The organism is Streptomyces sp. NPDC085481, from assembly GCF_044541845.1.
Classification (GTDB): Bacteria; Actinomycetota; Actinomycetes; order Streptomycetales; family Streptomycetaceae; genus Streptomyces.
The window spans coordinates 1,214,966-1,240,781 of the sequence record NZ_JBITTJ010000001.1 but is presented as its reverse complement, the minus strand read 5'-3'; the positions used below and the strand labels follow the sequence as shown (position 1 = coordinate 1,240,781).

Below are 25,816 nucleotides of genomic sequence, written 5' to 3'. Positions count from 1 at the left end.
GAACGGCGGTACCGAGAACGGCGGTACCGAGAACGGCGGTACCGAGAACGGCGGTACCGAGAACGGCGGTACCGAGAACGGCGGTACCGAGAACGGCGGTACCGAGAACGGTGGCACCGGTAACAACGGTGGTACCGGTAACAACGGCGGTACGGGCAACAACGGTGGCACCGGTAACAACGGTGGTACCGGTAACAATGGCGGTACGGGCAACAACGGTGGTACCGGTAACAACGGCGGTACGGGCAACAACGGCGGTACCGGTAACAACGGTGGCACCTCGACCACCGGCGGCTCGACCGACGGCGGTACCGAGACCGATGGTGGCTCCACCACCAACGGCGGCGCCGGCACCTGCACCGTCGACCTCGATGGTGCCGAGTGCGTCGACAACAACAACACCGACACCAACAACGCCGGCTCGCAGCCCGTCGAGCAGGGCAAGGCCAAGGAGGAGCTGGCCGAGACCGGCGCCGCCGAGACCTCGTTCCTGATCATCGGCGCCGCGACCATGATCGCCGGCGGTATCGGCTTCCGCTTCCTGCCGCGCGTCGTCTCCGGCGGTCGCGCCGCCGTCTGAGGCGGCTCGGGCGCCTGAGGGTGCGGTAAGAGCATGAGAAGGGCCGGGGGCGAAGCCCTCGGCCCTTCTTCGTGTTCCGGCTCGTGTGCGGCTCCAGGGAGCCCCTAGATGCCGCGTACGGCCGCCAGCAGTGCCATCGTCGCCACCAGGGCGATCACCAGGGTCAGCAACATCGCCGGGGTCAGGCCCGTCGGCTGGGGCAGACGCTCGCGGTTCGCGCGGCAGACGGGGCAGCGGCCCTCCGCGACGGGGGCCGCGCAGCTGGCGCACACCAGTCGGTCATAGGTCATGCGCTCTCCTCCTCCCGCACAGGGATCCTTACCTGGACAACGCTCGGGGTGATCCGACCGTTCCCTCTACCACTGTGCCAGCTCCGGACTGTTTCGGCGCGCCCCGTGCGCCGTGACCGGAAGGACGAAAAGGATAAAGCACACAAGCCAGGACCGCGACTGCGCGGGCCATCCCCGTTCGCGTATGGTCACGCACACCTACTCCCGGCCGACCGTGGTGCATCCGTGATCCGATTCGACAATGTCTCCAAGTCCTATCCGAAGCAGAACCGCCCGGCTCTCCGGGAGGTCTCCCTGGAGATCGAGAAGGGGGAGTTCGTCTTCCTCGTCGGTTCCTCCGGCTCCGGAAAGTCGACCTTCCTGCGGCTGATCCTGCGCGAGGAGCGCGCCAGCCACGGCCAGGTGCACGTCCTGGGCAAGGACCTCGCCCGGCTGTCCAACTGGAAGGTGCCGCACATGCGCCGCCAGCTGGGGACGGTCTTCCAGGACTTCCGCCTGCTGCCCAACAAGACCGTCGCCGAGAACGTGGCCTTCGCCCAGGAGGTCATCGGCAAGCCCCGCGGCGAGATCCGCAAGGCCGTGCCCCAGGTGCTCGACCTGGTCGGCCTCGGCGGCAAGGAGGACCGCATGCCGGGTGAGCTGTCCGGTGGTGAGCAGCAGCGCGTCGCCATCGCGCGGGCCTTCGTCAACCGCCCGATGCTGCTGATCGCCGACGAGCCCACCGGCAACCTCGACCCGCAGACCTCGGTCGGCATCATGAAGCTGCTCGACCGGATCAACAGGACGGGAACCACCGTCGTCATGGCGACCCACGACCAGAACATCGTCGACCAGATGCGCAAGCGCGTCATCGAGCTCGAAAAGGGCCGCCTCGTCCGTGACCAGGCGCGCGGCGTCTACGGATACCAGCACTGAGCCCGCGATAGCGAGTAGGAGAAAGCAGACCCATGCGCGCTCAGTTCGTGCTCTCCGAGATCGGCGTCGGTCTCCGGCGCAACCTGACGATGACCTTCGCCGTCATCGTGTCCGTGGCCCTCTCGCTCGCCCTGTTCGGCGGGGCGCTGCTCATGCGCGAGCAGGTCAGCACGATGAAGGACTACTGGTACGACAAGGTCAACGTCTCCATCTTCCTCTGCAACAAGAGCGACGGGGCCACCTCGGCCAAGTGCGCCAAGGGCGCGGTCACCGCGCAGCAGAAGGAGCAGATCGAGGCCGATCTGAAGAAGATGGACATCGTCGAGACGGTCCACCACGAGTCCGCCGACGAGGCCTACAAGCACTACAAGGAGCAGTACGGCGACACGGCCATCGCCTCGGTCGTGACGCCGGACCAGATGCAGGAGTCCTTCCGGGTCAAGCTGAAGGACCCGGAGAAGTACAAGGTGGTCGCGACCGCCTTCGCCGGACGCGACGGCGTCGAGTCGGTCCAGGACCAGCGCAACATCCTGCAGAACCTCTTCGACCTGATGAACGGCATGAACATCGCCGCCCTCGGTGTCATGGGCCTGATGCTGGTCATCGCGCTGATGCTGATCGTGAACACGGTGCGCGTCTCCGCGTTCAGCCGGCGCCGCGAGACCGGCATCATGCGTCTGGTCGGCGCGACCAACTTCTACATCCAGATGCCGTTCATCATGGAGGCCGCCTTCGCCGGTCTCCTCGGTGGCGCCGTCGCCTGTGTGATGCTGCTCGTCGGCCGCTACTTCCTGATCGACCACGGCATCGCGCTCGCCGACAAGATGCAGCTGGTCAACTTCATCGGCTGGGACGCCGTCCTCGCCAAGCTGCCGCTCGTCATCGCGATCGGCCTGCTGATGCCCGCCCTTGCCGCCTTCATCGCGTTGCGCAAGTACCTGAAGGTGTGACAGTTCGCTCGTGGTGAGCCCATGGCGTCGTCCGGCCAACCGCCGTACGGCGCCATTCGCTTGTCCTAGAGTGGGCGACATGCGTGCCGGTGCCGGCCCCGAGTTCTGTCGAAGGCCCCGCGGAGTTCTCCGTGGGGCCGCTTTGACGTTGGTCTTCGCCGGGGTCCTCGCCACCGCCGCCGCCACCGGGGCGCTGCCCCGGCAGGAGCGGCCGGGAGAGCCCGCCAGGGCGGTGCCGGGCAGCACCGTCGACCGGGCCGCGCTGGCCCGGGCCGCCGCCGAGGCGATCGCCGACGGCAAGTCCGGCAAGAAGGCCGCCGAGGAGTTCGTCAGCCGCAGCGGCGACCGGTGGGGCGCGGTGTACGACAAGCGGGAGTACGCCGAGTTCGAGCAGGCACTGGACGGCTCGTACACCGGCGTGGGGCTTTCCGCCCGTAAGGGCGCGCGGGACCGGGTCGAGATCAGCCGGGTCCAGGCCGGCGGGCCCGCCGAGCGGGCCGGACTGCGCCCCGGTGACCGGCTCACCAGCGTCGACGGCCGGGCCGTCGGCGGCCTGTCCGTCTCCGAGGTCGTGTCGTTACTGCGTGGCGGGGGCGTCTCCGGCTCCAGCGTCGCCCTCGGCGTCGAGCGCGGCCGCTCCGCCTGGACCCAGACCCTGCGCCGGGCCCGGCTCGAAACCGACCCCGTCACCGTCCGCCGGCTCGCCGACGGCACCGTCCTGATCAGGGTGGCCGCCTTCACCAAGGGCACGGGCGACCGGGTACGGGAGGCGGTGCGCCGCGCACCGGCCGGCGCCGGGGTCCTGCTCGACCTGCGCGGCAACTCCGGCGGGCTGCTCGCCGAGGCCGCCACCGCCGCCTCCGCCTTCCTCGACGGCGGTCTGGTCGCCACGTACGACGTGGACGGCGAGCAGCGCGCGGTGTACGCGGAACGCGGCGGCGACACCGCACGGCCCCTGGTGGCGCTGATCGACGGCGGCACGATGAGCGCGGCCGAGCTGCTCACCGGGGCGTTGCAGGACCGGGGCCGGGCGGTCACGGTCGGTTCGCGCACCTTCGGCAAGGGCTCGGTGCAGATGCCGAGCACCCTGCCGGACGGCTCCGTCGCCGAGCTCACCGTCGGCCACTACCGGACACCGGCCGGGCACGCGGTGGACGGCCGCGGCATCACCCCGGACCTCGCGGCCGGCGATCGGGCCGAGGATCGGGCCCGTACGGTATTGAGTGGCCTCGGAGGGGCCTCGTAGTGCGAAAATGACCGCACTATGGCAAAGGGACTCGTCAACGTGCAGGGCAAGCCTGCGAAGAAGAACCAGGACAAGGGGCCGGAGCGCAAGCTCATCGCGCAGAACAAGAAAGCGCGGCACGACTACCACATCATCGACACCTACGAGTGCGGTGTGGTGCTCATGGGCACCGAGGTGAAGTCGCTGCGGATGGGCAGGGCGTCGCTCGTCGACGGCTTCGTCCAGATCGACGGCCATGAGGCGTGGCTGCACAACATCCACGTCCCCGAGTACTCCCAGGGCAGCTGGACCAACCACTCGGCGAAGCGGAAGCGCAAGCTGCTGCTGCACCGGGAGGAGATCGACAAGCTGGAGCAGAAGGCCTCGGAGACGGGTCACACGATCGTGCCCCTCTCCCTGTACTTCCTGGGCAGCCGGGTGAAGTGCGAGATCGCGCTCGCCAAGGGCAAGAAGGAGTTCGACAAGCGCCAGACGCTGCGGGAGAAGCAGGACACGCGCGAGGCGAGCCGCGCCATCGCGGCGGCCCGCCGCAAGCAGCGGGCGGCGAAGCTCGGCTGAGCGCGCTCGGCCGAGCGCTCGACCGGGCGTGCTCGGACGGCGCCGGGAGGCCCGCCACCGGTAATACGCTGGCGAGCGTGCTCGTCGGTCACGTACGATGGGCAGCGCACCTCACCGAGGGTGCGTGCATTGAAAAATCAACATGGGGATGATCGGTTTCGACAGCGGATGTCGAAGCAGGGGAAGCGTGTCGAGGAAGCGGCAATGATCTCGTAAACCATATGTCGCAACCAATAATCGCCAACACCAAGAGCGATAACTCCCGCTTCGCCCTCGCTGCCTGATTTCAGGTAACGAGTAGAAGCCTCTGTGAGGAGCGTCAGCCCGGGGGTGGTCCCGACCCGGATCCTGGCGTCATCTAGGGATCTAAACCTCTAGCCCCGGTCACGGGGGCCTGAGGGAAATCAAACAGTGACTGAGCCCGTCGGAGACTTGTCCGCGTGATCTCCGGGGCTGAGAAACTCCTAGCGGACTGCACACGGAGAAGCCCTGATTCTGCACCGTTGGACGCGGGTTCGATTCCCGCCATCTCCACTCATCCCATGTGGGCACGGGCCCGGTGGTCTCACGACCGCCGGGCCTTTGTCATGCCCGCCCGCGCCGTGCCCGGCTGCGCCACGCCTTCCTGCGCCCCGCCCGCCCGCGCCGTGCCCGGCTGCCTCGTGCCCGCCCGCCCCGTGCCCCGCCCGGTGATGAGCCGGACCGTGAGCGCCAGGCCCGCCGCCGTGGCCGGGACCAGGTAGCCGTACGTCGTCGTCGGGGCGTGCTCCGCGAGCCAGCCGCCCGACGCCGAGCCCAGCGCGATGCCGCCGAGCAGGGCGGTCACCGCGAGCGTCATGCCCTCGTTGAGCTGCGCCGCCGGGGTCAGCCGCTGGACCAGGGTCATGCCGGTGACCATCGTCGGCGCGGTCGCCATGCCCGCCACCAGCAGGCCGCCCGCGAGGGCGGGCAGCGAGCCGGTGAGGGCGGCGAGCAGCGGGAGGGTCATCAGGGCCGTCATGGCCGCGAGGCAGCTCGCGAGCCGGACGGAGCGGCGGGCGCGCCCGTAGGCCAGGCCGGCCAGGAAGGAGCCCGCCGCCTGGAGGGCGAGCACCGGGCCCGCGACGGGGCCGTCCACGTACGCGAGGGTGACGATCTCCATCGAGCCGAAGACCGCGCCGGTGGCGAGGAAGACCGCGAGCAGGGCCGGCATGCCGGGGGCCCGCAGCGGGGAGCCCGCTGTGACGCGCGGGGCGACCGGCGGCTCGGTGGCGCGCTGGGCGGCGAAGAGCAGCACCCCGGTGAGGAAGAGGAGGGCGGCCACCAGCATGCCGGCCTCGGGGAAGAGCGCCGAGCAGAGGAACGCGGCCAGGACCGGGCCGATCATGAAGCACAGCTCGTCGGTGGCCTGCTCGAAGGCGTTGGCGGTGTGCAGGGTGTCCGGGTCGCCCTTCAGGAGGTGCGCCCAGCGGGCCCGGGACATGCCGCCGGTGTTCGGGGCGGTGGCGGTGGCCGCGCTGGTCAGGAAGAGGGTCCAGGCGGGGGCGTGGGCGTGCGCGCAGAGCAGCAGGACGAGCTGGCCGAGCACCGCGTAGGCGGTGGCGGGCACTGCGATCCGCGCCTGGCCGTGGCGGTCGACGAGGCGGGCGATCCAGGGCGCCGTGAGCGCCCCGGCGGCCAGGCCGGTGGCGCTGACGGCGCCCGCGAGGGCGTACGAGCCGTACGCGCCGGCGATCATGACGACGGCACTGACGCCGAACATGCCCATGGGCAGCCGGGCGATCAGATTGCCGAGGGTGAAGGCGCGGGCGCCGGGGAGGGAGAAGAGACGGAGGTAGGGGTTGGCCGGGGGCTTGGGCGGGGTCTCGCGGTGGGGCGTGGGCGGGGTCTCGCGGTGAGGCTTGGGCGGGGTCTCGCGGTAGCGCGGGGCCAGGGCGGGGCCCGCCGGAGTGAGGGTGAGGTGCGATGGCGGCATGGATCAAGGTTCCGTTGGCATGACCCTGCCGGTCCAACACCTAATCGGTGGCGATTGACGCACCTGTGTTGTTAGATGCGGCGGTGGCCCCGACCGACGATCTCGACCCCCGGCTCCTGCGCGCCTTCACCGCCGTGGCGGCCGAACTCCACTTCACCCGCGCCGCCGCCCGGCTCTACACCGCCCAGCAGGCGCTCAGCCGCGACATCCGGCGCCTCGAACGCGACCTGGGCGCCGAGCTGTTCGTCCGTACCACCCGGCAGGTCGCCCTCACCCCCGAGGGCGAGCGGCTGCTCCCGTACGCGCACCGGGTGCTCGCGGCCCACGACGAACTCGCCGAGGCGTTCCGCGGCGGGCCCCGGCCGCTCCTCGTCGACCTCAACAGCGACGGACTCGGCCATGAGCGCGTCCTCGACCTGGCCCGCTCACTCGCCCCGGACCTGGAGCTGATGGCCCGCTACGAGAGCGGTCTGACCGGCGCCGTGCGGGAGATCCTGGCCGGGCGCCTCGACGCCTCCTTCGGGCGGTACGGGGGGCTCGCGCCGGGCCTGCGGGAGCGCCTTGAGGCACAGTTCGTACGGTACGACCCGATGGCCGTGCTGCTGCCCGAGGGCGACGCCCTGGCCGGGCTGCCCGAGGTCCCCCTCGACGCCCTCGCCGGCCGGGACGTCTACGCCGGCGCCGGCAACGACCGGACGCCCGAGTGGACCGACCTCGCCGCCCGGCTGTTCGCCGGGCGTGGCATCCGTATCGCGCCGCCCGCGCCGCTCGCCGTCGGCAAGGAGGAGTTCGGCCGGATCATGGCCAAGGCCCCGACCCCGGTCCTCGCCGTGCTGAGCTTCCCGGACATGCCGGGCTGTGTGCTGCGGCCGCTGGTCGACCCCGTACCGTTGTCGCCCGTGAGCCTGGTGTGGCGCAAAGGGCTGCGGCATCCCGGGCTCGACGTCCTGCGCCGGGCCGCCGCCGACCTCGCCGCCCGGGAGGGCTGGCACCGGCGCCCGGCCGGGTCCTGGATCCCCGACGGGGAACCGGGAGCGCCGTAGGGGGGCGCTCACACCCCCCGCCCGCTCCCGGTGAGAGCAAGGTTCCGTACCCGTCACTTCGCGCCACCGTCCTGAAACGCGACGTTCCTAGCGTCATACCGCAAGGGGACCCGAGCACCGCGCAAGGGCCCGACATCCGTGGAGGTACGAGATGGCCGGCCGATGGATCGAACGGTGGGAACCGGAAGACGAGACCTTCTGGCAGGAGCAGGGGGAGCGGATCGCACGCCGGAACCTGTGGTTCTCGGTGCTCGCCGAGCACATCGGCTTCTCCATCTGGAGCCTGTGGTCGGTCATGGTCCTCTTCATGGGGCCCCAGTACGGCGTCGACCCGGCGGGCAAGTTCTTCCTGATCGCCACCGCCACCCTCGTCGGCGCCTTCATCCGCGTCCCGTACACCTTCGCCGTCGCCCGCTTCGGCGGCCGTAACTGGACCGTCGTGAGCGCCCTGTTGCTGCTGCTGCCGACGGGCCTCGCGTACGCGGTGATGGAACCGGGCACCTCGTACGGCACGTTCGTGCTCGTCGCGGCCCTCACCGGCGTCGGCGGCGGCAACTTCGCCTCCTCCATGACCAACATCAACGCGTTCTTCCCGCTGCGGAAGAAGGGCTGGGCGCTCGGCCTCAACGCGGGCGGCGGCAACATCGGCGTCCCCGTCGTCCAGCTCGTCGGCCTGCTGGTCATCGGCACCGCCGGCGCCCTGCACCCGAGGATCGTGCTCGGCGTCTACATCCCGCTGATCGCCGTCGCCGCGGTGTGCGGCGCGGTGTTCATGGACAACCTCGCCCCCGTCAGGAACGACACCGGCGCCGTCAAGGAGGCCGTGCGGGCCCGCCACACGTGGATCATGGCCTTCCTGTACATCGGCACCTTCGGCTCGTTCATCGGCTACAGCTTCGCCTTCGGCCTGGTCCTGCAGACCCAGTTCGGGCGCACCCCGCTGCAGGCCGCCTCGCTCACCTTCATCGGCCCGCTGCTCGGCTCGCTCGTCCGGCCGCTCGGCGGCGCGCTCGCCGACCGGTACGGCGGCGCCCGCATCACGCTGGGCACCTTCGCCGCCATGGCGGCCGCCACCGGTGTCGTGCTCTACGCCTCCGTGGCCGAGTCGCTCACCGTCTTCCTCGTCGGCTTCATCGCGCTCTTCGCGCTCAGCGGCCTCGGCAACGGCTCCACGTACAAGATGATCCCGGCGATCTTCCTCGCCCAGGGGCACCGCAAGGGCCTGTCGGGCGAGACTGCGGAGGCGTACGGCCGCCGGCTCTCCGGCGCCTCCATGGGGCTGATCGGTGCGGTGGGCGCGCTCGGCGGCCTCGGCATCAACCTCGCCTTCCGGCAGTCGTTCCTGACGGTCGGCTCCGGTACGGGCGCCTTCGTCGCCTTCCTCGCCTTCTACGCGGCGTGCATGGCCGTCACCTGGGCGGTATACCTTCGGGGCCGGGCCGGTGTGCCGGACGCGGTGGAGGCGGTCGGGACGGACGGGGCCGCCGAGCAGGCGGAGGCCCGCCGCGGATACGCCGAGGTGTGAGTCACAGTGGTCCCGCACGGCCGTAACGACCAGGAAATACCGGTGAACCGAGACCGACACGCTTCCCCGGCAGTCTCGGCGGACATGGACGAGCAAGAGCAGGGGCCCCTCGCGGGCTTCACCGTCGGGGTCACGGCGGCGCGGCGCGCGGACGAGCTGATCGCGCTGCTGCGCCGGCGCGGTGCGGCCGTCGTCCACGGTCCGGCGCTGCGGATCGTGCCCCTCGCGGACGACACCGAACTTCTCGCCGCCACCAAGGACCTCATCGACCACGTCCCGGACGTCGTCGTCGCCACCACGGCGATCGGCTTCCGGGGCTGGGTCGAGGCGGCCGACGGCTGGGGCTTCGGCGAGCAGCTCCTCGACCGGCTGCGCGGGGTCGAACTCCTCGCCCGCGGGCCCAAGGTGAAGGGCGCGGTCCGGGCGGCCGGGCTCACCGAGACCTGGTCGCCGTCCTCCGAGTCGATGGCCGAGGTCCTCGACCGGCTGCTCGACGAGGGCGTCGCGGGGCGGCGCATCGCCCTCCAGCTGCACGGGGAGCCGCTGCCGGGCTTCGTGGAGGCGCTCACGGCGGGCGGGGCGGAGGTCGTGGTCGTCCCGGTCTACCGCTGGATGCCGCCCGAGGACATCGGCCCGCTCGACCGGCTCCTCGACGCGACCGTCGCGCGCGGCCTCGACGCGGTGACCTTCACCAGCGCCCCGGCCGCCGCCTCGCTGCTCGACCGGGCACGCGAACGCGGGCTGCTCGACGAGCTGGTGGCGGCGCTGCGGCACGACGTGCTCGCGGTGTGCGTGGGCCCGGTGACGGCGCTGCCGCTGCAGGCCCTGTCCGTCGACACCCACCAGCCCGAGCGCTTCCGGCTCGGCCCCCTGGTGCAGCTCCTGTGCCAAGAACTGCCCGCCCGCGCGCGGGTCCTGCCGCTGGCCGGCCACCGGGTCGAGATCCGCGGCCAGGCGGTCCTCGTCGACGGCACCCTGCGCCCGGTCCCCCCGGCCGGCATGGCCCTCCTCGGCCTGCTCGCCCGCCGCCCCGGCTGGGTCGTCGCCCGCTCCGAACTCCTGCGCGCCCTGCCCGGCGCGGGCCGCGACGAACACGCGGTGGAGACGGCGATGGCCCGCCTCCGCACGGCCCTGGGGACACCGAAGCTGATCCAGACGGTGGTCAAGCGGGGTTACCGGCTGGCCCTCGACCCGGCGGCGGACGACAAGTACGGGGACGGGGTCCCGGACAGCGACTAGCGCGGGCCCCCCGCGCGACCGGCGCGGGTCGCTAGCGCAGGGCCCCGGCGCCGGTCGTCGCCCGCGCCCGGCCCCCGGCCCGTACGGTCACGGCCCCGAGCAGGCAGCCGAAGCCCGCCGCCGTCAGGACCGCGCGGGCCAGGTTCCAGGCCACCCACGGGGTCTCGAAGCCGGCCCGGGCCCGCGCCGGGTCCGGTGCCGCCGCGAGGGCGTCGTTGAGGGGGACGTTCGCCGCCGAGGTGATCACGAAGACCGCCGCGTACAGGACGAGCGCGGCGAGGGTCCAGGCCCGGGCCCGGGTGGCGCGGTGCTGCCAGGCGGAGACCGCCGTGAGGATCAGCGCCCCGAAGAACGGGGTGAAGAACACCGGGTTCTGGATCACGTCGTTGACGTTCCGCATCACCTCGACGAAGACCCGGTCGTCGCTGCGCGCCAGCGCCGGCATCACCGAGCACACGTACGCGAACCACACCCCCGCGACCAGTCCGGTCGCCACCGTCGCCGAGCCGAGGACCGCCCCGGCACCTTTCCCGCCCCAGTTCTGTGTCATGTCCCCATTCAAGAGCCGGGGAGTGGTGCGCTCCATGGTTTTCCGTCGCACCGGCATACGCGGGCGTCTACGGTACGCGGATGGCAACCGTACGCATCAGACCCGCAGCCCCCACCGACGCCCCCGCGCTCGCCGCGGCCCTGCTCAGGAACCGGGCGTACATGCGGCCCTTCGAGCCGCACCGGACCGAGGCGTACTACACCGACGAGGGGCAGGCAGCGCGGCTCGGTGACGGGGGGAGGCGCTGGTTCGCGGTCGACGGCGAGCGGATCGTGGGCTCGGCCATCCTCTCGGGGATCGTTCTCGGACCCTTCCGCAGCGGCTCGCTCGGCTACTGGATCGATCAGGAGTACGCGGGCAGGGGCCTGGCCACCGCCCTGACCGAGGAGGTCTGCCGGGCCGCCCGCGAGGAGCTCGGGCTGCACCGGATCGAGGCCGGCACGCTGCTGTACAACCACGCCTCGCAGCGTGTGCTCGCCAAGTGCGGTTTCGAGCGGATCGGGACGGCGCCCCGCTATCTGCACATCGACGGTGAGTGGCGCGACCACCACCTCTTCCAGCGGGTCCTGCACGACGACGGGCCGCCCGTCGTCTAGGGCCGGCCTTCCAGGGGGCGAGACACCCCCGAGGACACTCCCGAGACGCCCCGACGAGACCCCCCGAGACACCCCTAGGAATTCGCCCGAAGCATCGGCGCCCTCGCGTGGGCCTTCTGCAGGCCCGGGCGGAACAGCATGATGATCAGCCGGGCCCCGGGGGCCGTCAGCGGCTGGGCGGCGCAGATCGTGACGTGGCCGGGGCCCGCGACGGCGTGGTGGAGCGGGCGCTCGTCGCCGTCGGGGTGGATGTGGGCGCCGCCCGCCACCCACAGCGGACCGAGGTCCGGGTCGGCGCGCACCTCCCGCTCGATCTGCCGCAGGGTCGCGTCCCCGCCGCGCAGGGCGAGCGCGGCCCGCAGCTGGGGCAGGATCAGCGGCGCCCACACGGTCGACCAGTCGAGCAGGCTGGTGTCGCGGGCCTCCTTGTCGAGGAGCATCCAGCGCATGGTGTTCGAAGGCACCCGGCCGCCGGGGACCATGTCGGCGAAGTGGCGGTTGTGGGCGAGCAGGTTCCAGGAGGCGTCGGTGAGGTACGCCATGTGGCCGATGCCGTCCACGGCCTCCTGCCACACGCCGGGGACCTCCAGGCCGGAGGAGGGGTGCAGCGGTCCCGGCGGGTCGCCGATCCCCGCGTACCGGCAGAGCGAGACCCACTCCTGCTCGTTGAGGCCGAAGAGCCGGGCGACCTGGCGCAGGTAGTCGGCGGGCGGGTTCGGGTAGCGGCCCGTCTCCAGGCGGTTATACGTGTCGACGGCGCGGCAGGTCAGCTCGTCGACCTGGTGCTGGGACAGGCCGCGGGCGCGCCGGCCCCGTCCCGTGGGGCGGCTGAGCCCGTGTGCCTCGGGGGCGATCAGCTCGCGGCGTTCCCGCAAGAGGGCCCGTAGCGCCGTCCTGTTCACCGTGACCCCTTGTGTCCGTGTGCGAAGTACCAGGGAATTACCAGGAAAAATCGTCCGTAGATAATAAACAGTTGAACGTTCATGCTGTGGGTGCCCCGCGCTGACCTGCGGGGACACCCTCCGACAACCGGACGGCTCTCCCCCGTGCCGCGCCGGTTCCGGGTCGGCCCGGGCGGCTCCCCCGTACGCCCGGGCCGACCCCTTTCCGTCACCTCGCGGCTGACCCTTTCCGCGCCTCTAGCCAGTTGCGCTCCCCGGGAGCACTCTGGTCGGGACGTGAAAGGGGTGACGTGCGCATGACCGTACGGTTCGACTCCGGACGGGTCTGCCTGAGCCTCGCCGCCGAACCCCTCGACCGGCCCGAGGCCCTCGCCCGCTTCCTGCGCGCCACCGGTCTCGTCCCGCCCGGCACCCGCCTGCGCACCCTCGACACCCGCTGGCTCGCCGCCTTCCGCGAACTGCGCGACTGCCTCGCCGAACTGGTCGCCGCCCAGGTCGAGGCCCGGCCCGCCCGGCCCGCCGCCCTGGAGCTCCTCAACGCCTTCGCCGCCGCCTCCGCACCCCCCGCCCCCCGCGCCGTCCGCACCCGCTCCGGGCACCTCGTCCGCGCCCTCAGCGGCGAACCCGACTGCCGCGCCCTGCTCGCCGCGGTCGCCCGCGACGCCGTCGACCTGCTCACCGACCCCGCCGCCCGCGCCCTGCTCCGCCGCTGCGAGGGCCCCGGCTGCCGCCGCTGCTATCTCGACACCTCACGGGGCCGCCGCAGGCGCTGGTGCTCCAGTGAGATCTGCGGCAACCGGGCCCGCGTCGCCCGGCACCGCGCGGCCCACCCGCGCCCCGCCCGTCACCAGGCCTGACATACCCCCTCCCGGTGGCGTACGCTCGACGGCTGCCCAGTGCACGTCAGAAGGGGGCCCGGTGGCCGCGCAGGAAGCCGTCGACACGGTCAGAGACCGTGAGATCGGTGTCGAACAGGAACATCTGGATCAGGTCTACCGCCGCCTCGAGGAGAAGATCCACGAAGCCGAGTTCCTGATGAACGACGCCGCCCAGCGGGGACAGGTCGGCACGCCCGGCGCCCTCGCCGAGCGCGACGCCCAGGTCTTCCGGGCCGGCATCCACCTCAACCGGCTCAACAACGAGTTCGAGGACTTCCTCTTCGGGCGCATCGACCTGCTGTACGGCAAGGACGGCAAGAAGGGTCCCGACGGCGCGTACACCTCCGTCGAGCCCGCCGAGGACGCCGTACGGCCCGACAACACCGCCGACATCGGCGAGACCCTGCACATCGGCCGCATCGGCGTCCTCGACTCCGACTACGCCCCGCTCGTCATCGACTGGCGCGCCCCCGCCGCCGCCCCCTTCTACCGCTCCACCCCGGTCGACCCCGGCCGGGTCGTCCGCCGCCGCGTCATCCGCTCCAAGGGCCGCCGGGTCCTCGGCGTCGAGGACGACCTGATGCGCCCCGAGCTCAAGGCCACCCTCGACGGCCGCGAGCTCCCCGTCATCGGCGACGGCGCCCTGATGGCCGCGCTCGGGCAGGCCCGCAGCCACACGATGCGCGACATCGTCGCCTCCATCCAGGCCGAACAGGACCTGGTCATCCGCGCCCCCGCCGCCTCCGTCACGTACGTCGAGGGCGGCCCCGGCACCGGCAAGACCGCCGTCGCCCTGCACCGCGCCGCCTACCTGCTCTACCAGGACCGGCGCCGCTACGCGGGCGGCATCCTCATCGTCTCGCCCACCCCGCTGCTCGTCTCGTACACCGAGGGCGTGCTGCCCTCGCTCGGCGAGGAGGGGCAGGTCGCCATCCGTGCGATCGGCTCGCTCGGCGAGGACGCCGCCGGCGCCGAGGCCGATGCCTACGACGAGCCCGCCGTGGCCCGGATCAAGGGCTCCTCCCGGATGCTCGCCGTCCTGCGCAAGGCCGCCCGCGGCGCCCTGGAGACCCCGGCGCCCAAGCCCGCCGCCGGGGGTCAGCTCGCGCTGGGCGAGGAGGACGAGGAGGCCCCCAAGGCGGCGGTCTCCCCGAACCTGCTCCGGGTCGTCGCCTTCGGCCGCCGTCTCGAACTGGGTGCCGACGACCTCGCGCGCATCCGCCACAACGTCCTCGGCGGCACCGCCCCCGTCAACCTGCTCCGCCCCCGCGCCCGCCGCCTGCTGCTCGACGCGCTGTACGCCAAGTCCGGCGCCGCCAGCCGGCACAGCGACCCCGAGCTCGCCGCCGAACTGCGCTCCTCCTTCGACGAGGACGTGTCGACCGAGGACTCCTTCCTCGGCTTCCTCGACGCCTGGTGGCCCGAACTCACCCCGCGCCGGGTCCTCGACGCCATGGCCGACGAGAAGCGGCTCGGCCGCTGGGCGCGCCGCGTCCTCAACCCCGGCGAGGTGCGCCGGCTCGCCCGCTCGCTGCGCAGGCCCGGGCTCTCCGTGCACGACGTGGCCCTGCTCGACGAGCTGGCCACCCTCCTCGGCACCCCGGTCCGGCCCCGCAAGAGGCGCGAGTACGACCCGCTGGACCAGCTCACGGGCCTGGAGGAGCTCATGCCCGTACGGGAGGAGACCCAGTTCGAGCGGGCCGAGCGGCTCGCGGCCGAGCGCACCGAGTACGCGCACGTCATCGTGGACGAGGCGCAGGACCTCACGCCCATGCAGTGGCGGATGGTCGGCCGCCGCGGCCGGCACGCCACCTGGACGGTGGTCGGCGACCCCGCCCAGTCCTCCTGGTCCGACCCGGACGAGGCCGCCGCGGCCCGCGACGAGGCCCTCGGCACCCGCCCGCGGCGCCGCTTCGAGCTCACCGTGAACTACCGCAACCCGGCCGAGATCGCCGACCTCGCCGCGAAGGTGCTCGCGCTCGCGATGCCCGGCAAGGAGTCGCCGCGCGCGGTCCGCTCCACGGGTGTCGAGCCCCGGTTCGTACCGGTCACGGAGAAGGCCCAGTTGGCCGAAACCGTACGGTCCGAGGCGGAGCGGTTGCTCCGGCAGGTGGACGGCACCGTCGGTGTGGTCGTCGCCATGAACCGGCGCGAGGAGGCCGCCCGGTGGCTCGCCGGGCTCGGCGACCGGGTCGTGGCGCTCGGCTCGCTGGAGGCGAAGGGCCTGGAGTACGACGCCACGGTGGTGGTCTCGCCCGCGGAGATCGCGGACGAGTCCCCGGCCGGCCTGCGGGTCCTGTACGTGGCGCTGACCCGGTCCACGCAGGCGCTGACGGTGCTCTCGGGCGAGCGGGACCTGCCGGACGCGGACGGTGTGCCGGACCTGCTGCGGGACTGAGCGCGGGGGCGCGGAGGGCCGGCCGGGGCTGATTTCGAGTCAACTCGCGCGGCGGGAATCACTTGCCAGGGTGGTTTGTTAGCCTTGTTCGTGGCACCGGCTCGATCCAAGCCCCCGGGCCCAACCTTCGTCCCTTAGAGGGACCACTTGCCGCGAGGCGAGCATGGCGGGTCGGTGCCACTTGCTTGGAGAGGCCCTCGTCACCTTCGGGTGACGGGGGCCTCTTCTGTTTCCCGGTCATCTCTCGTATGGTGGAAAACACTTTCCGAAAACGAAAAGACCGTATTACCTGCTACCCGCAGGTAGGTGCGACGATCGGAGGGCGCCGCCCGGCGACCAGCCGGGCCGGCGTAGCAACGAAGCTAGGGAAAGCAGAGGAACACGGCCATGGCAACGGCGCCCAGCGTCTCGTACTCGATGACGGTCCGGCTCGAGGTGCCCGCGAGCGGCACCGCGGTCTCCCAGCTCACCACCGCGGTCGAGACCCACGGCGGTTCCGTCACCGGCCTCGACGTGACCGCCTCCGGCCACGAGAAGCTGCGGATCGACGTCACCATCGCCGCCACCTCCACGGCGCACGCCGACGAGATCGTCGAGCAACTGCGCACCATCGAGGGCGTCGTGCTCGGCAAGGTCTCCGACCGTACGTTCCTGATGCACCTCGGCGGCAAGATCGAGATGGCGTCCAAGCACCCCATCCGCAACCGTGACGACCTGTCCATGATCTACACCCCGGGCGTCGCCCGCGTGTGCATGGCGATCGCCGAGAACCCCGAGGACGCCCGCCGCCTCACCATCAAGCGCAACTCCGTCGCAGTCGTGACGGACGGCTCCGCCGTCCTCGGCCTCGGCAACATCGGCCCCATGGCCGCCCTGCCCGTCATGGAGGGCAAGGCGGCCCTCTTCAAGCGTTTCGCCGGCATCGACGCCTGGCCGATCTGCCTGGACACCCAGGACACCGACGCCATCGTCGAGATCGTCAAGGCCATCGCCCCCGGCTTCGCGGGCATCAACCTGGAGGACATCTCCGCACCCCGCTGCTTCGAGATCGAGGCGAGGCTGCGCGAGGCCCTCGACATCCCGGTCTTCCACGACGACCAGCACGGCACCGCGATCGTCGTACTCGCCGCGCTCACCAACGCGCTGCGCGTGGTCGGCAAGGGCATCGGGGACGTACGGGTCGTCATGTCCGGTGCCGGCGCGGCCGGTACGGCCATCCTGAAGCTGCTGATCGCGGCCGGCGTCAAGCACGCCGTCGTCGCCGACATCCACGGCGTCGTCCACGCGGGCCGCGAGGACCTGGTGGAGGCCAAGCCGGGCACCCCGCTGCGCTGGATCGCCGACAACACCAACCCCGAGGGCGTCACCGGCACCCTCAAGCAGGCCGTGGCCGGCGCGGACGTGTTCATCGGCGTCTCGGCCCCCAACGTGCTCGGCGCCGCCGACGTGGCCGCGATGGCCGAGGACGCCATCGTGTTCGCGCTCGCGAACCCGGACCCCGAGGTCGACCCGGCGATCGCCCGTCAGACGGCCGCCGTCGTGGCCACCGGCCGCTCGGACTTCCCCAACCAGATCAACAACGTGCTGGTCTTCCCGGGTGTCTTCCGCGGTCTGCTCGACGCGCAGTCCCGTACGGTCAACACGGAGATGATGCTGGCCGCCGCGAGCGCGCTCGCCGACGTCGTCAGCGAGGACGAGCTCAACCCCAACTACATCATCCCGTCGGTCTTCAACGACCGGGTCGCGGGTGCGGTGGCGGGTGCGGTGCGCAACGCGGCGAAGGCGGCCGGCGAGGGCGCCTGAGGCCCGTCGGGGTGCGTGTCGCGGGCCGTCGCACCCCAAACCCGCCTTTAGGGTGGTAGTCCGACTCCGCACGGTCCGTGCGGAGTCGACGCAATGTCACCACCCAGGGTTTCCGGCGCTTTTCGTGTGACCCCAGAGGGTGCCGGATTGGCGTTCCCGCCGCTGGTGGGGGCAGGATGCGTGTTTGGGCGCGAGGGTCTGTCACCAGACCCGGGTCCGGGGACTGTCCGAGGGCCCTGACAGCATCGGCTTCGCAGTACCCATCATGCGGCTCCGCCGCGTGGCCCGCCTCACAGGCAAGAAGAACACGGGAGTAACAAAATGAACCGCAGTGAGCTGGTGGCCGCCCTGGCCGACCGCGCCGAGGTGACCCGCAAGGACGCCGACGCCGTTCTGGCCGCGCTCGCCGAGACCGTCGGTGAGGTCGTCGCCAAGGGCGACGAGAAGGTCACCATCCCCGGCTTCCTGACCTTCGAGCGCACCCACCGTGCCGCTCGCACCGCTCGTAACCCGCAGACCGGCGACCCGATCAACATCCCGGCCGGCTACAGCGTGAAGGTCTCCGCGGGCTCGAAGCTCAAGGAAGCCGCCAAGGGCAAGTAAGAGGCCTGTAGGCAGCGCGCCTCAGGCCGCTGAGGCGGCCTGAGGGCAGCGATAAGGGCGGCCACCCTGTCAGGGGGTGGCCGCCCTCTCGTTTGCCCGCCAGAAGCGGTTGCAGGCGCTTATACGAGCGCGCTGCCCGGGAGCTCGACCTTGGCGCCAAGCTCGACGAGCTTCTGCATGAAGTTCTCGTAGCCGCGGTTGATCAGGTCGATGCCGTGCACCCGCGAGGTGCCCTGCGCCGCGAGGGCCGCGATGAGGTACGAGAAGCCGCCGCGCAGGTCCGGGATGACCAGGTCGGCGCCCTGCAGCCTGGTGGGGCCGCTGACGACCGCCGAATGCAGGAAGTTGCGCTGGCCGAAGCGGCAGTCCGAGCCGCCCAGGCACTCGCGGTAGAGCTGGATGTGCGCACCCATCTGGTTCAGCGCGGAGGTGAAGCCTAGCCGCGACTCGTACACCGTCTCGTGGACGATGGACAGGCCCGCCGCCTGGGTGAGGGCCACCACCAGCGGCTGCTGCCAGTCGGTCTGGAACCCGGGGTGCACGTCCGTCTCCAGGGCGATCGCGTTGAGCGAGCCGCCCGGGTGCCAGAAGCGGATGCCCTCGTCGTCGATCTCGAAGGCGCCGCCGACCTTCCGGTACGTGTTGAGGAAGGTCATCATCGAGCGCTGCTGCGCGCCGCGCACGTAGATGTCGCCCTCGGTGGCCAGCGCCGCCGACGCCCAGGAGGCCGCCTCCAGGCGGTCGGAGAGGGCGTGGTGGTTGTAGCCGCCGAGCTTGTCGACACCGGTGATCCGGATGGTCCGGTCGGTGTCCATGGCGATGATCGCGCCCATCTTCTGCAGCACGCAGATGAGGTCCTCGATCTCCGGCTCCACCGCCGCGTTGGACAGCTCGGTGACGCCCTCGGCCAGGACCGCGGTCAGCAGCACCTGCTCGGTCGCGCCGACCGAGGGGTACGGCAGGGCGATCTTGGTGCCGCGCAGCCGCTGCGGGGCCTCCAGGTACTGCCCGTCCGCGCGCTTCTCGATGGTCGCGCCGAACTTGCGCAGCACGTCGAAGTGGAAGTCGATCGGCCGGCCGCCGATGTCGCAGCCGCCAAGGCCCGGGATGAAGGCGTGGCCGAGGCGGTGCAGCAGCGGGCCGCAGAAGAGGATCGGGATGCGGGAGGACCCGGCGTGCGCGTCGATGTCGGCCACGTTGGCGGACTCGACGTGCGTCGGGTCGAGGATCAGCTCGCCCGGCTCCTCGCCGGGGCGGACCGTCACCCCGTGCAGCTGGAGCAGCCCGCGGACCACCCGGACGTCACGGATGTCGGGCACATTGCGCAGGCGGCTCGGCTCGCTGCCGAGCAGGGCGGCGACCATCGCCTTGGGCACGAGGTTCTTCGCGCCGCGGACGCGGATCTCGCCCTCCAGCGGGGTTCCGCCGTGGACAAGCAGTACGTCATGGCTGTCTGTGCCGGTCATGAATCTCGCGTTCCGGGTCGTCGGTCGGGTGGCCAGAGAAAAGAGTAAGGGCCAAGGGGACCCCACTTGTGTGGCGGAGAGGGCCCCGCGAATGTAATGAATTCGGCACAACACCCTCCGTCCCCGTGATCTTGCGGAGCGTCACCGTCCGCTTGGCTCCGTGGCCGCTCCCGTGGGCCCGGCTGACCTGCGGTGGCGCACGCCTACCCCGGACCGCGCCGGACAACCCCCCTAAACGCCGAAGATGCGGGATCATGTGTCGCATGACCGAGGTGTCCTCGCTCACAGGACGGCTGCTCGTCGCCACCCCCGCGCTGGCGGACCCGAACTTCGACCGCGCGGTGGTGCTGCTGCTCGACCACGACGACGAGGGCTCCCTCGGCGTGGTCCTCAACCGGCCGACCCCGATAACCGTCGGCGACATCCTCGCCCCCTGGGCCGACCTGGCCGGCGAGCCGGGGGTCGTCTTCCAGGGCGGCCCGGTCTCGCTCGACGCCGCCCTGGGCATCGCGGTGATCCCCGGCGACGAGGGCCCGCTCGGCTGGCGGAGGGTGTACGGGGCGATCGGCCTGGTCGACCTGGAGACCCCGCCCGAACTCCTCGGCCCGGCCATCGGCGCCCTGCGCATCTTCGCCGGCTACGCGGGCTGGGGCCCCGGCCAGCTGGAGACCGAGCTGGGCGACGGCGCCTGGTACGTCGTCGAGTCCGAACCCGGCGACGTCTCCTCCCCGCGCCCCGAGAGCCTCTGGCGCCAGGTCCTCCGCCGCCAGCGCGGCGAGCTCGCGATGGTCGCCACATACCCGGACGACCCGTCGCTCAACTGACGCCCGGGTCTTTCAGTACCCTTGGGTGCCATGAGCACTCTCGAGCCCGAGCGCGGGGCAGGTACGGGGACCCTCGTCGAGCCGACGCCGCAGGTGTCCCACGGTGACGGCGACCACGAGCGCTACGCCCACTACGTCCAGAAGGACAAGATCATGGCGAGTGCCCTCGACGGCACTCCCGTGGTGGCACTGTGCGGCAAGGTCTGGGTGCCGGGGCGCGACCCCAAGAAGTACCCGGTGTGCCCCATGTGCAAGGAGATCTACGACTCCATGGGCGCCGGCGGCGACAAGGACAAGGGCGGCAAGGACAAGTAAGAGGAACGTCCTCGCGGTCGGGACGGCCCCCGGCGTGCGCACTTCGGTGCGTGCGCCGGGGGCCGTTCGCGTTGTCCGGGGTCGTCTGGCGTTGCACGGGGTGCTTCGGGCGGTCACAGAGTGGTTGAGACCACTTGTCGCGGCGTTGGTCCGCCCCTAACCTCACGGCTGTTGTGCAGTGCGAAACGTCCGTTGCGTATGTTGCAACGGCTGCGCGGAGGGGACCCGCCATGAAGCTTCCTGCCCGAATCGCCGTACCCATCGCTCTCCTGACCCTGGCCGCCTGCGCCCCGCAGACCTCCGGCGGCGCGGCCACGACCGACGACAAGAGCGGCACCCTGCGCGTCTGGCTCTTCCAGGAGGTCGCCAACAAGCCGAAGGAACAGGTCGTCGACCAGGCCGTCGCCGCGTTCGAGCAGCGGCACAAGGGCGCGAAGGTCGAGGTCGAGTACATCCCCGTCGACACCCGCGCCCAGCGCATCAAGGCCGCGTTCAACGACCCCGGGTCCGCGCCCGATCTCATCGAGTACGGCAACACCGACACCGCCGGCTACGTGAAGGACGGCGGACTCGCCGACATCACCGCCGAGTTCGGCGCCTGGGCCGACGCCAAGGACACCGACCCCACCGCCAGGTCCTCCGTCACCGTGGACGGCAAGGTCTACGGCGCCCCGCTCTTCGTCGGCGTCCGCGCCCTCTACTACCGCACCGACGTCTTCAAGGAGCTCGGCCTCACCGCCCCCAAGACCCAGGACGAGCTCGTCGCCACCGCCAGGAAGGTCCGCAAGGCGAAGCCCGAGCTGTACGGCATCGCCGTCGGCGGCGCCTACACCTACGGCGCCATGCCCTTCATCTGGGCCAACGGCGGCGAACTCGCCACCGCCCAGGGCGGTACGTACAAGTCGGCCGTCAACAGCGAGGCCGCCCGCAAGGGCATCGCCGCGTACACCTCGCTCTTCGGCGACGACAACTGCCCCGCCGCCAAGTGCGCCCAGATGGGCGGCAACGCCACCGTCACCGCCTTCGCCTCCGGCAAGGCCGCCATGGCGATCGGCGGCGACTTCAGCCACGCGGCCGTCGAGGCGGGCGCGGTGAGGGGCAAGTACGCCGTCGTCCCGCTGCCCGGCACCACCGCGGGCTCCATCGCCCCAGCCTTCGCGGGCGGCAACAACATCGGCGTCCTCAGGAGCACCTCGCACCGCACCCTCGCCGTGGACCTGATGAAGTCCCTCGCCGGCAAGGAGACCCAGGGCCGGCTCTTCGACGCGATGGGCTTTCTGCCCACGTACGGCGACGTACGGCAGCAGGCCGCGCGGAAGCAGCCGTTCGTGAAGCCCTTCACCGACACCCTCGGCGCCGGTGCCAGGTTCGTCCCCGCCTCGGCCGGCTGGGGCCGGATCGACGCCTCGCTCGTGCTCCCCACGATGTTCCAGGAGATCGTCAGCGGCCGGAAGGACGTCAAGACGGCATCGGACGACGCCGCCCGGAAGATGGACGCGGCCTTCGCGGCGGCGGGCTGAGGCGTACGCGATGACCACCGCACCTCGTACGGAGGAAGCCGCGCCCGTGCGGCTTCCCCGCCCACGGACCGGCGGTCCGGCCGCCCGGCGGCCCTCCCGCCGCCGCGGCTCCGCCTGGACGCCCTGGCTCTACCTGCTGCCCGCGCTCGTCGTCCTCGGCGGGCTCCTCGTCTACCCCATCTACCAGCTCGGCCTGATCTCCTTCCTGGAGTACACCCAGGCCCAGGTCAGCGGCGGCGAGCCCACCTCCTTCCAGGGACTCGGCAACTACACCGCGCTCTTCTCCGACCCCCAGTTCCGGCAGGTCCTCCTCGCCACCGTCCTGTTCGCCGCCGCCTGCGTGGTCACCACCCTCGCCGTCGGCTGCGCCCTCGCCGTGCTCCTCACCCGGATCCGCGCCCTGCCCCGGCTCGCCTTGATGCTGGCCGCGCTCGGCGCCTGGGCCACGCCCGCCGTCACCGGCTCGACCGTCTGGGTCTTCCTCTTCGACCCCGACTTCGGGCCCGTCAACCGGGTCCTCGGGCTCGGCGACTTCTCCTGGACGTACGGGCGCTACAGCGCCTTCGCCCTGGTCCTGTTCGAGGTCGTCTGGTGCTCGTTCCCCTTCGTGATGGTCACCGTGTACGCGGGCATCAAGGCCATCCCGTCCGAGATCCTGGAGGCCGCCGCACTCGACGGCGCCTCGCAGTGGCGGATCTGGCGCTCCGTCACGGCCCCGGTGCTCCGGCCGATCCTCGTCGTCGTCACGATCCAGTCGATCATCTGGGACTTCAAGGTCTTCACCCAGATCTACGTGATGACCTCGGGCGGCGGCATCGCCGGCCAGAACCTCGTCCTGAACGTGTACGCCTACCAGAAGGCGTTCGCCTCGTCCCAGTACAGCCTCGGCTCCGCCATCGGCGTCGTCATGCTGACCGTCCTGCTGGCGGTGACCCTGGTCTACCTCCGGCTGCTGCGCCGTCAGGGAGAAGAACTGTGACCGCCCTTCGCGTCCCCGGCGTGCGCCGCCCGGGCCGGCTCGTCGCCGAGGCCGCGGCCCTCCTCGTCGCCGTCGTCGTCGCCTTCCCGCTCTACTGGATGGTCCTCTCCGCCTTCAAACCGGCCGGCGAGATCCAGTCGGCCGAGCCCCGGCCGTGGACCCTCTCGCCGTCCCTCGACTCGTTCCGGCGCGTCTTCGAACAGCAGGAATTCGGCCGTTACTTCCTCAACAGCCTGCTGGTCGCCTGCACGGTCGTGCTCGCCTCCGCGGTCATCGCCTTCCTCGCGGCGACCGCCGTCACCCGCTTCCGCTTCCGGTTCCGCACCACCCTGCTGATCATGTTCCTGGTCGCGCAGATGGTCCCCATCGAGGCGCTGACCATCCCGCTGTTCTTCCTCATGCGGGACTTCGGCCAGCTCAACACCTTGGGTTCGCTGATCCTCCCGCACGTCGCCTTCTCGCTGCCCTTCGCGATCTGGATGCTCCGCGGCTTCGTGAAGGCGGTTCCGGAAGCCCTCGAGGAGCAGGCGGCGATCGACGGGGCGAGCCGGGCCCGCTTCCTGTGGCAGATCCTCTTCCCGCTGGTCTTCCCGGGCCTTGTGGCGACGAGCGTCTTCTCCTTCATCTCGACCTGGAACGACTTCCTGTTCGCCAAGTCGTTCCTCATCAGCGACACCTCGCAGTCGACGCTCCCGATGGCCCTGCTCGTCTTCTTCAAGCCCGACGAGAACGACTGGGGCGGAATCATGGCCGGATCGACCGTGATGACGCTCCCGGTGCTCGTCTTCTTCGTACTCGTACAGCGCCGCCTGGTCTCGGGCCTGGGCGGGGCGGTGAAGGACTGACGCGATGCCTTCCGAACTGGACCTGATCCCCGCGCCGGCGCGCGCCGAGTGCCCTGCCGACGCCCCCGGGCACGTCGCCCTGGACGACCGCACCACCATCGACGCGGGACCCGGCACACAGGACACCGCCCGCTGGCTGCGGGCGGTGCTCGGCGCCGCGACCGGCCTGCCGCTCGCCGACGGCGCCGGCCCGCACGCGATCCGGCTGAGGACCGGCGCTGACGTGACGCGGGAGCACGGCCCCGAGGGCTACGTGCTGTCGACCGACGGCACCGTGGCCGACGTGGCCGTCGCCATCGAAGGCGGCGGCCCCGCGGGGGTGTTCTGGGGGGCGCAGACCCTCCGGCAACTGCTCGGGCCCGACGCGTACCGCAGGGCGCGCGTGGTGCCCGCCGGGCACGACTGGAGCCTGCCCAGGATCACCGTCACCGACGGGCCCCGCTTCCCCTGGCGCGGCCTCATGCTCGACGTCGCCCGCCACTTCATGCCCAAGGACGACGTCCTGCGCCAGCTCGACCTGATGGCCGCGCACAAGCTGAACGTCCTGCACCTCCACCTCACCGACGACCAGGGCTGGCGCATCGAGATCAAGCGCCACCCGCGCCTCACCGAGGTCGGCGCCTGGCGGGCGCGGACCAAGTGGGGGCACCGGGCGTCACCGCTGTGGAACGAGACCCCGCACGGCGGCTACTACACGCACGACGACATCCGCGAGATCGTCGCCTACGCCGCCGACCGGCATATCTCGGTCGTCCCCGAGATCGACGTCCCCGGCCACTCGCAGGCCGCCATCGCCGCGTACCCCGAACTGGGCAACACCGACGTCATCGACACCACCGCCCTCTCCGTCTGGGACACCTGGGGGGTCAATCCGAACGTACTCGCCCCCACTGACAACGTCCTCCGCTTCTACGAGGGCGTCTTCGAGGAGGTCCTGGAGCTCTTCCCGTCGTCCTTCGTCCACGTGGGCGGCGACGAGTGCCCCAAGGACCAGTGGAAGGCCTCGCCGACCGCCCAGGCCCGCATCGAGGAGCTCGGGGTCGCCGACGAGGACGGGCTCCAGTCCTGGTTCGTCCGCCACTTCGACCGCTGGCTCGCCGACCGCGGCCGCCGGCTCATCGGCTGGGACGAGATCCTGGAGGGCGGCCTCGCGCCCGGCGCCGCCGTGTCGTCCTGGCGGGGCTACGCGGGCGGGGTCACCGCCGCCGAGGCCGGCCACGACGTGGTGATGTGTCCCGAGCAGCAGGTGTACCTGGACCACCGTCAGGCGCCCGGCGAGGACGAACCGATGCCCATCGGGTACGTACGCACCCTGGAGGACGTGTACCGCTTCGAGCCCGTGCCACCGGGGCTCGACGAGACGGCGGCCGCCCACATCCTGGGAACGCAGGCCAACGTGTGGACCGAGGTGATGGAGAACCGGGCCCGCGTCGACTACCAGACCCACCCGCGCCTGGCCGCCTTCGCCGAGGTCGCGTGGTCCCGGCTGCCCGCCCCCGGCGCACGCGACCTCGCCGGCTTCGAGCGCCGGATGACCGCGCACTACCGGCGCCTCGACGCGCTCGGGGTGGACTACCGGCCGCCCGGCGGACCGCACCCCTGGCAGCGCCGCCCGGGCGTCCAGGGCCGCCCGGTCGAGGGGGCACCCCCGAACGTGTGAGACCCGCTGCCGGCCGGCGTCAACCCCCGTCTGCTCCCTTCTCGCCAAAGAGTGGCAAATCGGAAGTCGGGCCCGCTCGCGGGAGGTCGGGGACGGAACAGGCCTTCCCGGACCCTCGCGACGTACGGCTCGGAAGATGTGCCAGAGTTGCCACGTCCGGGCTGTGAGCACGTACCG

24 protein-coding genes and 1 other RNA gene are annotated in these 25,816 nt (G+C 71.6%); 20 read left to right on the top strand and 5 right to left on the bottom strand.

The annotated features are described in order from the left end of the window. Positions 1-580, top strand: a 580-nt coding sequence (locus ACIGEZ_RS05690) for an LPXTG cell wall anchor domain-containing protein (RefSeq protein WP_399826049.1), incomplete at its 5' end; no start/stop codon positions are given. A gap of 104 nt (positions 581-684) precedes the next feature. Here the strand turns inward: ACIGEZ_RS05690 and ACIGEZ_RS05685 are convergent. Next, complete coding sequence (locus tag ACIGEZ_RS05685) at positions 685-870, bottom strand: hypothetical protein (RefSeq protein ID WP_399826048.1); 186 nt, start codon at positions 868-870, stop codon at positions 685-687. Between the two features lie 225 nt (positions 871-1,095). Between ACIGEZ_RS05685 and ftsE the strand changes: the two genes are divergently transcribed. The 5 genes from ftsE to ssrA all read left to right on the top strand — a co-directional run bounded on the left by ftsE (position 1,096) and on the right by ssrA (position 5,076). Continuing rightward, complete coding sequence (gene ftsE / locus ACIGEZ_RS05680) at positions 1,096-1,785, top strand: cell division ATP-binding protein FtsE (RefSeq protein WP_147978208.1); 690 nt, start codon at positions 1,096-1,098, stop codon at positions 1,783-1,785. A gap of 32 nt (positions 1,786-1,817) precedes the next feature. Further along, positions 1,818-2,735 carry a permease-like cell division protein FtsX gene (gene ftsX / locus ACIGEZ_RS05675; RefSeq protein ID WP_399826045.1) on the top strand — a complete coding sequence of 306 codons (918 nt, stop codon included), beginning with the start codon at positions 1,818-1,820 and terminating at the stop codon, positions 2,733-2,735. A gap of 79 nt (positions 2,736-2,814) precedes the next feature. After that, the gene (locus ACIGEZ_RS05670) at positions 2,815-3,981 is read left to right on the top strand and encodes a S41 family peptidase (RefSeq protein WP_399826043.1); all 1,167 of its coding nucleotides are present in this window, start codon (positions 2,815-2,817) and stop codon (positions 3,979-3,981) included. A gap of 18 nt (positions 3,982-3,999) precedes the next feature. Beyond that, complete coding sequence (gene smpB, locus ACIGEZ_RS05665; protein ID WP_399826041.1) at positions 4,000-4,539, top strand: SsrA-binding protein SmpB; 540 nt, start codon at positions 4,000-4,002, stop codon at positions 4,537-4,539. 144 nt (positions 4,540-4,683) lie between these two features. Next, positions 4,684-5,076, top strand: a transfer-messenger RNA (tmRNA) gene (gene ssrA, locus ACIGEZ_RS05660). Positions 5,077-5,104: 28 nt separating this feature from the next. On the opposite strand, the gene ACIGEZ_RS05655 is transcribed toward ssrA, so the two are convergent. After that, positions 5,105-6,493: an MFS transporter gene (locus tag ACIGEZ_RS05655; protein WP_399826039.1), complete on the bottom strand. Its 1,389-nt coding sequence runs from the start codon at positions 6,491-6,493 to the stop codon at positions 5,105-5,107. A gap of 83 nt (positions 6,494-6,576) precedes the next feature. Here ACIGEZ_RS05655 and ACIGEZ_RS05650 point away from each other — a divergent pair, with 83 nt between their 5' ends. The 3 genes from ACIGEZ_RS05650 to ACIGEZ_RS05640 all read left to right on the top strand — a co-directional run bounded on the left by ACIGEZ_RS05650 (position 6,577) and on the right by ACIGEZ_RS05640 (position 10,300). Further along, positions 6,577-7,536 carry a LysR family transcriptional regulator gene (locus ACIGEZ_RS05650; RefSeq protein WP_399826037.1) on the top strand — a complete coding sequence of 320 codons (960 nt, stop codon included), beginning with the start codon at positions 6,577-6,579 and terminating at the stop codon, positions 7,534-7,536. 151 nt (positions 7,537-7,687) lie between these two features. Then, positions 7,688-9,061 (top strand): nitrate/nitrite transporter, encoded by a 1,374-nt coding sequence (locus ACIGEZ_RS05645; protein ID WP_399826036.1) that lies wholly within the window; start codon positions 7,688-7,690, stop codon positions 9,059-9,061. Between the two features lie 84 nt (positions 9,062-9,145). Beyond that, the gene (locus ACIGEZ_RS05640; RefSeq protein ID WP_399826034.1) at positions 9,146-10,300 is read left to right on the top strand and encodes a uroporphyrinogen-III synthase; all 1,155 of its coding nucleotides are present in this window, start codon (positions 9,146-9,148) and stop codon (positions 10,298-10,300) included. Between the two features lie 31 nt (positions 10,301-10,331). Here the strand turns inward: ACIGEZ_RS05640 and ACIGEZ_RS05635 are convergent, their stop codons facing one another. After that, positions 10,332-10,850: a DUF1772 domain-containing protein gene (locus ACIGEZ_RS05635; protein WP_399826032.1), complete on the bottom strand. Its 519-nt coding sequence runs from the start codon at positions 10,848-10,850 to the stop codon at positions 10,332-10,334. An 80-nt stretch (positions 10,851-10,930) separates the two neighbouring features. Between ACIGEZ_RS05635 and ACIGEZ_RS05630 the strand changes: the two genes are divergently transcribed. Then, a complete protein-coding gene (locus tag ACIGEZ_RS05630) occupies positions 10,931-11,446 on the top strand; it encodes a GNAT family N-acetyltransferase (protein ID WP_399826031.1) in 516 nt (171 codons plus the stop codon). 74 nt (positions 11,447-11,520) lie between these two features. Here ACIGEZ_RS05630 and ACIGEZ_RS05625 read toward each other — a convergent pair whose 3' ends face one another. Further along, complete coding sequence (locus ACIGEZ_RS05625; protein ID WP_399826029.1) at positions 11,521-12,348, bottom strand: helix-turn-helix domain-containing protein; 828 nt, start codon at positions 12,346-12,348, stop codon at positions 11,521-11,523. 296 nt (positions 12,349-12,644) lie between these two features. On the opposite strand from ACIGEZ_RS05625, the gene ACIGEZ_RS05620 reads away from it, so the two are divergent. The 4 genes from ACIGEZ_RS05620 (at position 12,645) to ACIGEZ_RS05605 (ending at position 18,030) form a co-directional block, all read left to right on the top strand. Then, positions 12,645-13,205, top strand: a complete 561-nt coding sequence (locus ACIGEZ_RS05620; RefSeq protein ID WP_399826027.1) for a CGNR zinc finger domain-containing protein — start codon at positions 12,645-12,647, stop codon at positions 13,203-13,205. 61 nt (positions 13,206-13,266) lie between these two features. After that, on the top strand, positions 13,267-15,624 hold the full coding sequence (locus ACIGEZ_RS05615; protein WP_399826025.1) for a HelD family protein: 2,358 nt from the start codon (positions 13,267-13,269) through the stop codon (positions 15,622-15,624). A gap of 387 nt (positions 15,625-16,011) precedes the next feature. Then, positions 16,012-17,427 carry an NAD-dependent malic enzyme gene (locus tag ACIGEZ_RS05610; RefSeq protein ID WP_399826024.1) on the top strand — a complete coding sequence of 472 codons (1,416 nt, stop codon included), beginning with the start codon at positions 16,012-16,014 and terminating at the stop codon, positions 17,425-17,427. Between the two features lie 321 nt (positions 17,428-17,748). After that, positions 17,749-18,030: an HU family DNA-binding protein gene (locus ACIGEZ_RS05605; protein WP_017237029.1), complete on the top strand. Its 282-nt coding sequence runs from the start codon at positions 17,749-17,751 to the stop codon at positions 18,028-18,030. A gap of 119 nt (positions 18,031-18,149) precedes the next feature. On the opposite strand, the gene murA is transcribed toward ACIGEZ_RS05605, so the two are convergent. After that, positions 18,150-19,496: a UDP-N-acetylglucosamine 1-carboxyvinyltransferase gene (gene murA / locus ACIGEZ_RS05600; protein WP_399826021.1), complete on the bottom strand. Its 1,347-nt coding sequence runs from the start codon at positions 19,494-19,496 to the stop codon at positions 18,150-18,152. Between the two features lie 263 nt (positions 19,497-19,759). Here murA and ACIGEZ_RS05595 point away from each other — a divergent pair, with 263 nt between their 5' ends. The 6 genes from ACIGEZ_RS05595 (at position 19,760) to ACIGEZ_RS05570 (ending at position 25,639) form a co-directional block, all read left to right on the top strand. Further along, positions 19,760-20,320: a YqgE/AlgH family protein gene (locus tag ACIGEZ_RS05595; protein WP_399826020.1), complete on the top strand. Its 561-nt coding sequence runs from the start codon at positions 19,760-19,762 to the stop codon at positions 20,318-20,320. A 30-nt stretch (positions 20,321-20,350) separates the two neighbouring features. Then, complete coding sequence (locus ACIGEZ_RS05590; protein ID WP_056558193.1) at positions 20,351-20,635, top strand: DUF3039 domain-containing protein; 285 nt, start codon at positions 20,351-20,353, stop codon at positions 20,633-20,635. A gap of 230 nt (positions 20,636-20,865) precedes the next feature. Beyond that, positions 20,866-22,155 carry an extracellular solute-binding protein gene (locus ACIGEZ_RS05585; protein WP_399826017.1) on the top strand — a complete coding sequence of 430 codons (1,290 nt, stop codon included), beginning with the start codon at positions 20,866-20,868 and terminating at the stop codon, positions 22,153-22,155. Between the two features lie 10 nt (positions 22,156-22,165). After that, complete coding sequence (locus ACIGEZ_RS05580; protein ID WP_399826014.1) at positions 22,166-23,134, top strand: carbohydrate ABC transporter permease; 969 nt, start codon at positions 22,166-22,168, stop codon at positions 23,132-23,134. After that, positions 23,131-23,979 (top strand): carbohydrate ABC transporter permease, encoded by an 849-nt coding sequence (locus ACIGEZ_RS05575; protein ID WP_399826011.1) that lies wholly within the window; start codon positions 23,131-23,133, stop codon positions 23,977-23,979. The genes ACIGEZ_RS05580 and ACIGEZ_RS05575 overlap by 4 nt, the downstream gene beginning before the upstream one ends. A gap of 4 nt (positions 23,980-23,983) precedes the next feature. Beyond that, positions 23,984-25,639: a beta-N-acetylhexosaminidase gene (locus tag ACIGEZ_RS05570; RefSeq protein ID WP_399826008.1), complete on the top strand. Its 1,656-nt coding sequence runs from the start codon at positions 23,984-23,986 to the stop codon at positions 25,637-25,639. Positions 25,640-25,816: the final 177 nt, after the last annotated feature.

Bases quoted from the DNA above. Each gene is read 5' to 3' on its own strand.
- ACIGEZ_RS05590 (WP_056558193.1), top strand. From the start codon at position 20,351: ATGAGCACTCTCGAGCCCGAGCGCGGGGCAGGTACGGGGACCCTCGTC.
- ACIGEZ_RS05585 (WP_399826017.1), top strand. From the start codon at position 20,866: ATGAAGCTTCCTGCCCGAATCGCCGTACCCATCGCTCTCCTGACCCTG.
- ACIGEZ_RS05620 (WP_399826027.1), top strand. From the start codon at position 12,645: ATGACCGTACGGTTCGACTCCGGACGGGTCTGCCTGAGCCTCGCCGCC.
- ACIGEZ_RS05630 (WP_399826031.1), top strand. From the start codon at position 10,931: ATGGCAACCGTACGCATCAGACCCGCAGCCCCCACCGACGCCCCCGCG.
- ACIGEZ_RS05605 (WP_017237029.1), top strand. From the start codon at position 17,749: ATGAACCGCAGTGAGCTGGTGGCCGCCCTGGCCGACCGCGCCGAGGTG.
- ACIGEZ_RS05640 (WP_399826034.1), top strand. From the start codon at position 9,146: ATGGACGAGCAAGAGCAGGGGCCCCTCGCGGGCTTCACCGTCGGGGTC.
- ACIGEZ_RS05635 (WP_399826032.1), bottom strand. From the start codon at position 10,850: ATGACACAGAACTGGGGCGGGAAAGGTGCCGGGGCGGTCCTCGGCTCG.
- smpB (WP_399826041.1), top strand. From the start codon at position 4,000: ATGGCAAAGGGACTCGTCAACGTGCAGGGCAAGCCTGCGAAGAAGAAC.
- ACIGEZ_RS05580 (WP_399826014.1), top strand. From the start codon at position 22,166: ATGACCACCGCACCTCGTACGGAGGAAGCCGCGCCCGTGCGGCTTCCC.
- murA (WP_399826021.1), bottom strand. From the start codon at position 19,496: ATGACCGGCACAGACAGCCATGACGTACTGCTTGTCCACGGCGGAACC.
- ACIGEZ_RS05685 (WP_399826048.1), bottom strand. From the start codon at position 870: ATGACCTATGACCGACTGGTGTGCGCCAGCTGCGCGGCCCCCGTCGCG.
- ftsX (WP_399826045.1), top strand. From the start codon at position 1,818: ATGCGCGCTCAGTTCGTGCTCTCCGAGATCGGCGTCGGTCTCCGGCGC.
- ACIGEZ_RS05610 (WP_399826024.1), top strand. From the start codon at position 16,012: ATGGCAACGGCGCCCAGCGTCTCGTACTCGATGACGGTCCGGCTCGAG.
- ACIGEZ_RS05595 (WP_399826020.1), top strand. From the start codon at position 19,760: ATGACCGAGGTGTCCTCGCTCACAGGACGGCTGCTCGTCGCCACCCCC.
- ACIGEZ_RS05655 (WP_399826039.1), bottom strand. From the start codon at position 6,493: ATGCCGCCATCGCACCTCACCCTCACTCCGGCGGGCCCCGCCCTGGCC.
- ACIGEZ_RS05670 (WP_399826043.1), top strand. From the start codon at position 2,815: ATGCGTGCCGGTGCCGGCCCCGAGTTCTGTCGAAGGCCCCGCGGAGTT.
- ACIGEZ_RS05570 (WP_399826008.1), top strand. From the start codon at position 23,984: ATGCCTTCCGAACTGGACCTGATCCCCGCGCCGGCGCGCGCCGAGTGC.
- ACIGEZ_RS05645 (WP_399826036.1), top strand. From the start codon at position 7,688: ATGGCCGGCCGATGGATCGAACGGTGGGAACCGGAAGACGAGACCTTC.